A 6,832-nucleotide genomic window follows, 5' to 3' on the forward strand; every position below is an offset into this window, starting at 1 on the left:
CGCTGCCATGGACCGGGCCGTGGAGAACGGCAGGTGCAGGGGCAGGACGTCGCCGGTCAGGGGGTTGAACAGCACCCACCCGGCGCGGTGCCGTTTGCACAGGTGGTAGCCCCGGCCCTGCGGGTCACGGACCCAGGTCAGCCGGTCCGGGAGGCGGAGATCGTCAGGCAGGCGGACCGGCTGGACCACGTCCTCCGACGGCTTCCACAGAGCCAGTTCGTCCCGCCTGCTGGCCACCACCATCGTCCACCGGTCGGCACCATCCTGTGCCACCACCACCGTGCGCACACCGGGCAGTTCCAGGCCAGCCAGCTGGCGGCCCGAGAGCGGATCGAACACCGCCGCGCTGCGGGGGCCGGCCGCCACCAGGAAGGGGCGCCCGCTGGTCCCCTTGGCGACCGTCAAGCTATGGGCCACACCGGTGTCGATGTGGGTGAGCTGCTGGCCGGTCGTGCTGTCCCAGACGCCGATGCCGTGACGGGTGCTGGCGGCGAGCAGTTGGCGGCCGTCCACCGTTGTCAGCGCGCACAGGGCGTGCACCCGGCCCACGGGGGAAGCCACCACGTTGGTGCGTGCCTGCCAGCGCCCCCAGTGGGTGCGCAGCCGCGGGCCGAAGGAACGGGCGGGAGCCGGTGATGCCGGCAGCAGGTCCTTGCCCTGCTCCTCGTCGTGTGTGGCCAGATGGAAGGAGAGGCTGCTGAAGCGGGAGGGGGCATCCGCGGACTCATCCAGGTAGGGCTCGATCAGCCCGGCCGATGTGAGCACTCGGCGCTTGGGGTCGCCCACCGGCAGCGGCAGGCCCAGCCGTCCGCGCAGCGACCCCGAGCTCTCCCAGACCGCCAGTTCCACCGGCATGATCGAATCGTCCAGGGTGTGGCCCAGTTCGGCGTGGGCCACCGTGTGGCGGCGCACGTAGGGATGCGGTGCCAGGCGGCCGCCCTGCTCGGCCAGGCGGGCGCAGGCCTCGGCGATGGCACGGTGGACCTGCTGCACGGGCTGCAGGTATTCCATCTCGGCAGCCCATTTCTCAGGAATGCTCGCAAGGGGATCCACGGCCAGCAAGCCGGGTTCGGTCAACAGCACCTCGGCCACCCGCTGGTGGGCGGGCCGGTAGGTGACCCGGCCGTCCTCCTCACCGGCGGCGAGGTAGCCGACCAGGCGGCTGTGCCGCACCGTGCGGATCACCGCATCGATCTCGCCGGCGGGCGGTGCAGCCGGGCCGAGGACCGCGGCGGCCACCGCCGGCCACACCTCCGCCCAGGGAAGCCCCGCGCCCTGGGCGAAGGCGGTGGCCCGAAGCACCGCCAGCAGCAGTGACAGGCTGATGTCCTGGTCCCTGGCCACCTGCCGCACATCGCTGGCAAGCAGCGCCGTCGTCCCGGCGTGCAACCGGTCGCGCCAGAGGGGATCTTGCACGTCCTGCCGGCCGGATGCGGACCTCAGCTGGGCGGCGGCCAGCCGGGCGTCGAGGAACGATGGCGTCACCGCCTGCGCGATCACCGCCGCCACCTCGGCCGCCGCCGCGCCATGGCCGGCATACGGGCTGTCCTCGGCCGCCTGCAGCACCATCTCCACATAGGCGGTGATGTCGTCGGCGGTCTGTTCACCGTCCGTGCGCAGCAGGTCCAGCGGCACGCGGCTCTCGCCCATCCCCGCCTGCAGCACGGTGTGCAAAAAACTCAGCAGCTGGTCGGCCGCCGCATCCTGCAGCTTGCCGCCCCCGTCGTCCTGCGCCGAACAACGCATGCCCAGCACCAACCGCACCGCCGGCTCCCCATCCGCGGCACGCAGCCGGGCCAGCGGGGCGATCACGTCGGACAGGCACGCGGTGGGCTCCTGCGCCTCATCCAGCCCGTCGATCACGAGGGTGACCGGCTCCAGCACCTCCGCGCAGGCCGCAGCCACCCGGTCCAACAACGCCTGCAAGGGAGGCTCGCCCCCTATGCCCCCTACGCCCTCGGCGCCGAGGGCGTCCAGCAGATCCTCGATCAACGCCAGGGACGACTTCCCCCGCGCCAGCACGGCCGCATCCACCCCACGCAGCCGCGGCCGCAGCGGTGCGGGAACCGTCTCCACCATGTCCGCGAACCGGGTAACGAACAGCGGATCGCTCAGGGTGACCAGCCGGGCCAGCAGCGCCGACTTGCCCGAGCCGGCAGCCCCGGTCACCACCAGCACCCCCGCCCCGGCTTGGACGAACTCCACCAGCGCCTGCATCAGCGTCTGGCGCCCGCTGAAATACCAGCCCGGATCATCGTCATCGGTACGGCCCGAGGCGCGGGCCAGCCAGTACTGCTCCAGGGTGGATGCCGACAGCGACACTGGCTGCCGGGAGGCCTCCACGACTTGTTCCTGCGGCTCATAGTGCGGGTTGGGCAGGCACCGGCTCGGCTCGCCGCGGCGCGAATCCGGCCACACCCACAGCGCCCGCAGCAGGCCGGGATTCTCATCCCCGACCGTGTTGAGGAGCTTCTCCCATTCCTCGAACGACAGATGGGACGAGGTGAAGCCGGCCGATTCATCCCTGGCCTTGTCCAGTGCCAGCTTCAGCAGCCGTGTGAACTCGCCCCGGTGCGGCTCCTGCTCGAAAACGCCGCTGGTGATTACAGCGAGGGTCTTCAGGTCGCGCCGCTGCGCGCACAACTCCTCAAACAGCACGCTCAGTTCGCTTTTGAGGCTGCCGGCGAAGCACGAGTCGACGAGCACCAGCACGTGCTCCGCCTCGCTGTCCATGACCTGCGTGATCAGCTCGCTGGTGGGAAACGCGGTGCCCAGCAGCCGGTCGGGGGAGGTGTGGCCGAAGGTCAGGTAATGGCGCCGGGACTGGCCGCGCAGGCCGTGCCCGGTGATGTAGACGACCAGCGCCTGGTCCCACTGCGCCTGCGCGAGTTCCTGCTCGGTCAAAAACAGCCGCAAATCCTCCGGCTGCGTCAGCTCCTTGGGCCGCGCGACCTCGAACCGCCGCCCCGCGTCCATCGCGGGATCGGCCAGCCAGCCGGTGATCGTTTCCACCTGCTTCTGGATCCCCGCGGTGAAGGCCTCATCCTCGGTGAAGTACTCGTCCACCGCAACGACCACCAGCCGCCGAGGCCACGGCGCCACCCCGTTCAACTACGCCCCCTCACACACACGTTGCCCAGCACTCTAACCACCCAGCCAGACCGCAGCCGCGACGCGGCCGCCGCCTCGGCCGGATAGGATCCCGGCAGCCACCAGCCCCGCATCCTGCGGGGAAGCAGGTCCCGGGGGGAAAAGAACAGCGTGCACATCGTCGGTATCCACGGCATCTGGCAGGGCAACACCAACGCCGTGAAACTCTCGGCCGACTGGGCCGGCGCCCTGACCAAGGGCCTGCGCACCCACCACGGGCCCGCCTGCCCCATCCCACCGCTGACGGTGGCCTACTACGGCAACCTCTTCCGCTCCCCGAGTAAACGCCTGGGCGCACAGGACAACCCCCCGCTCGTCGATGACACCGACCCCTTCACCGACCAGGAAGAGGCATTCGTCCTCGACACCCTCGCCCTGTACGCCGCACCTGACCTCGATCCCGAACAGCTTGAGACCGAAACCCTCGGCCTGGGCATCCCCTACATCCCCCGCCCTGTCGCCCAGGCCGTGGTCGCCGTCGACCACAAGATCGGCCGTGACATGGGGCGGCGTCTGCTGGGCTTCGTCCGCCAGGTCTACCGCTACCTGCACCACGACATCGGTGAGCGCATCCGCGCCGAGGTCCGCACCGAACTGCACCGCCCCGGGCCCCGCCTGGTCATCGCGCACTCCCTGGGCAGCGTCATCGCCTTCGACATGCTCACCCGCGAGGACACCGGCCCTGGCCCCGACGGCCTGACCACCCTCGTCACCTGCGGATCCCCCCTGGCCTGGCCCACCATCCGTCATTCGCTGGGCCAGGACGGCGCCCTTGAACTGCCCGACGGCATCGACTGGTTGAACCTTCACGCTGCCGGTGACCTTGTCGCCCAGAGCGGTCTGTCGGCCGTCGCTCCGGCCGTCCGTGACGAACTCGTCCGCAACGGCATCACCGATCCGCACACTGCCGTGCGCTACCTGGAGAAGCAGCCGCTCGCCGACCTCATCGTGCACACCAGCACCGCGTAATGCCGCCCGGGCAGGTGTAGACAGGTGCTCGATGGAGGGGCGGACCGGAGGGGGACGGTCCCCGGGGCGAACGCTCCTGCACGCAGCGGCAGTTGAGCCTCACAGAGGTGCCGCGAGGTGCCCGCCAGGATCTGTTCTGGCTCCTTTGCAGTGCAGTTGATCGCTATCTGCACCATATTGATCGGTTGGCCTGGGGTTGACGGAGCGTGTTGCACGCCGGGGATGCCGAGATGCCCTACATGACGCGGGCCGCGCCGGGCGGCTGTGAGCCCGCGTTCGATCGGGCGACGCGTTCACCGAGAAGATCAGCACCAAGGCCGAGACCAAGGCGGACAAGGCCGTGGCCAAGGTCCGCATCTTCACCATCGTCGCCGGCGCCGACGCCACCTTCACCGGCGCCGACGCCACCTTCACCGGCGCCGACGCCACCTTCACCGGCGGCGAGGCCGCCTTCTGTCACTTCGAAGCGACGCCAACAGCCCACTCCCACAAGCGGCTTGACGGCCAGATCCGCTCCAGGGCCTACAGGAAAGGCGATCCTCCGGCACGCGGCCCGGCCGCGCGTCCAGCGAGCCGACAGCGGGGGAGCGGCCCCCGACCGGGCTCCCGGGCCCTCTCACTGAACCGGGCGGAGAGCCGGAACAGCCCGCCACGCCACCGCCGTTGACCGCGCCCGCGTGTGAGCGGACCGCATCGTCCGCCGTGGCACCCCGCGCACGCGCTGTCTGTACGCAACCTGGGGGAGTTGGGAGCATGAGCAGATAGGCGGGCAGGTGGGGAGTGGTGTCATGGGTTCGGACGAGATCAGGTCCCAGGGCTTCAGCCTGAAGGAACTGTTCCGTGATGTGACCTATGAGATCGACTACTACCAGCGCGACTACACCTGGGGCGAGGACGAAGTCCGCACGCTGCTGCGGGATCTGTGCGGATCGTTCAGGAACTGGTCCACCAACCCGTCCTACCTGCGCAGGCCACACACCGCACCGCAGTACTTTCTGGGGCCGTTCGTCTACTACGAGCCCTCCAGGAACCGGCGCTACCTCGTCGACGGGCAGCAGCGGTTCGTCACGCTGCACCTGCTCTTCCTGCAACTGCGGCTTTCGGCCCAGGAGCGCGCAGACGCCCGGGCCGTCGACCGGCTCAACCGGGTGATCACGACTGACGGAGAGCACTTCTCGCTCGGCATCACCGATCACGAACCCGTCCTGCGCGCCGTCGCCGAGTCCCGCAAGTACGAAACGGGCGTGGGGGATTCGCTCTCCCGCCGCAATCTGTGGGCGCGCAGCCAGCAGATCGAATCCCAGCTCGCGGAAGAGCTCGACGCGGAGAACCTCCACCGGTTCACCGAGTGGCTGCTGGACCGGGTAGTCCTGGTCGGGATCCGGGCGGCCAGCTCCGACCACGGCTACCGGATGTTCGAGACGATGAACGACCGCGGCGCCCGCCTGACCGCCGTGGACCTCCTCAAGAGCCACCTGCTGTCCCACGTCGGAGCGAACGAAGACGAGCTGAACACCCAATGGCACGAGATGCTGCGGGAACTGGTCACCGACCGGGAGGACTCCACATCCACTTCCCGCTTCATCAAGGCCTTCCTGCTGGCCCGCTGCGCACGCGAGGGACTCGACGAGGACCGCCGGCAGATCGACAGCAATCTCAACGTATGGGTCCGCCAAAACGCCGCCCACCTGGGACTGGTGCCCGAACGGCCCGACAACTTCCTGCACTTCGTGCGGGACCTGCTGAAGTCGGCCAGGCTGTTTCGGCCCTTCCTCGCCGCCGGCCGCGCACTCAAGACAGGCGGCGACCGCCTGGAGACGGTGCTCTTCAACGAACGCAACGGACTCAGCTGCCAGGCCGTTGCCATCCTCGCCGCCATCGACCCCGACGACCGGCCCTCCGACGCCAAGGACAAAGGCCGCCTCGTCGCCGACTACATGGACCGCTGGTACGCCCTGAGGGTCCTGCAGGACCTGCCCGTGCAGTCGGCCGACGCCGACACCCTCGCCCACGACACCCTCGTACCCCTCCTGCGCAAGTGCCGCACCGTGGCCGACGTCGCCGCAGCGCTCGGCGACCTCGTCACCCAGGACGCAGGCTCGATACGCGACGCGGTCACGCTCGGGCTGCGCGGCAACAACGCCCATCAGATCCGCTATCTGCTGGCCCGGGCCACCGCCTACGTCGAAGAGGCCTGCCAGCGCCCCCACGACGTGCTCGCCTACCTCGACCGGGACCGGTTCCACATCGAGCACCTGTGGGCCAACCACCACCACCGCGTGCACAAGGAGATACCCGATCCCGTCGTCTTCCGTAGCCGCCGCAACCAACTGGGTGGCCTGGGCCTGCTCATGGGGCGCGAGAACTCCAGCATCAACGACCTGCCCCTGAACGAAAAGGCCGCCTACTATGCCCGCAGCAACGTCCTGCTGGGCATCATCGCCCCCGGCTACGACCAACGAAACCCGCTGCTGCGCGAGTTCATCAAGACCCACAAGCTCGACAAGGCCCTCAGGCCGTTCGGCCCCCGGGAGACGATGACCTCGGTCGTCCAGACCCGTCAGGAGCTATATCTGGGCCTGTTCGAACACATCTGGAACCCTGAGCGCCTCGGCCTACCCGTCCCTCCGACCAGCGAGCCAGAAGACGGCGCCCAGCCGCCGGCCCGGCCCCGCCAGGCCGCCGCGCAGCGCCGGCCGGCTGCCGGGCGCCG

4 protein-coding genes are annotated in these 6,832 nt (G+C 69.6%); 3 read left to right on the forward strand and 1 reads right to left on the reverse strand.

What is annotated here, in order from left to right; all coding sequences use genetic code 11:
* Window positions 1-3,066 (reverse strand): ATP-binding protein (locus FE633_RS36740; RefSeq protein ID WP_212747325.1); only part of this gene is annotated, 3,066 nt, incomplete at its 3' end.
* Between the two features lie 195 nt (window positions 3,067-3,261).
* On the opposite strand from FE633_RS36740, the gene FE633_RS36745 reads away from it, so the two are divergent.
* From FE633_RS36745 to FE633_RS36755, 3 genes are all read left to right on the forward strand, one after another.
* A complete protein-coding gene (locus FE633_RS36745) occupies window positions 3,262-4,119 on the forward strand; it encodes a hypothetical protein (protein ID WP_138049491.1) in 858 nt (285 codons plus the stop codon).
* Between the two features lie 340 nt (window positions 4,120-4,459).
* Complete coding sequence (locus FE633_RS36750) at window positions 4,460-4,786, forward strand: hypothetical protein (RefSeq protein ID WP_138049492.1); 327 nt, start codon at window positions 4,460-4,462, stop codon at window positions 4,784-4,786.
* 121 nt (window positions 4,787-4,907) lie between these two features.
* On the forward strand, window positions 4,908-6,832 hold a 1,925-nt coding region (locus tag FE633_RS36755), incomplete at its 3' end, for a DUF262 domain-containing protein (RefSeq protein WP_138049493.1).

Origin of the sequence: Streptomyces montanus, assembly GCF_005786655.1 — a bacterium.
GTDB classification, from domain to species: Bacteria; Actinomycetota; Actinomycetes; order Streptomycetales; family Streptomycetaceae; genus Streptomyces; species Streptomyces sporangiiformans.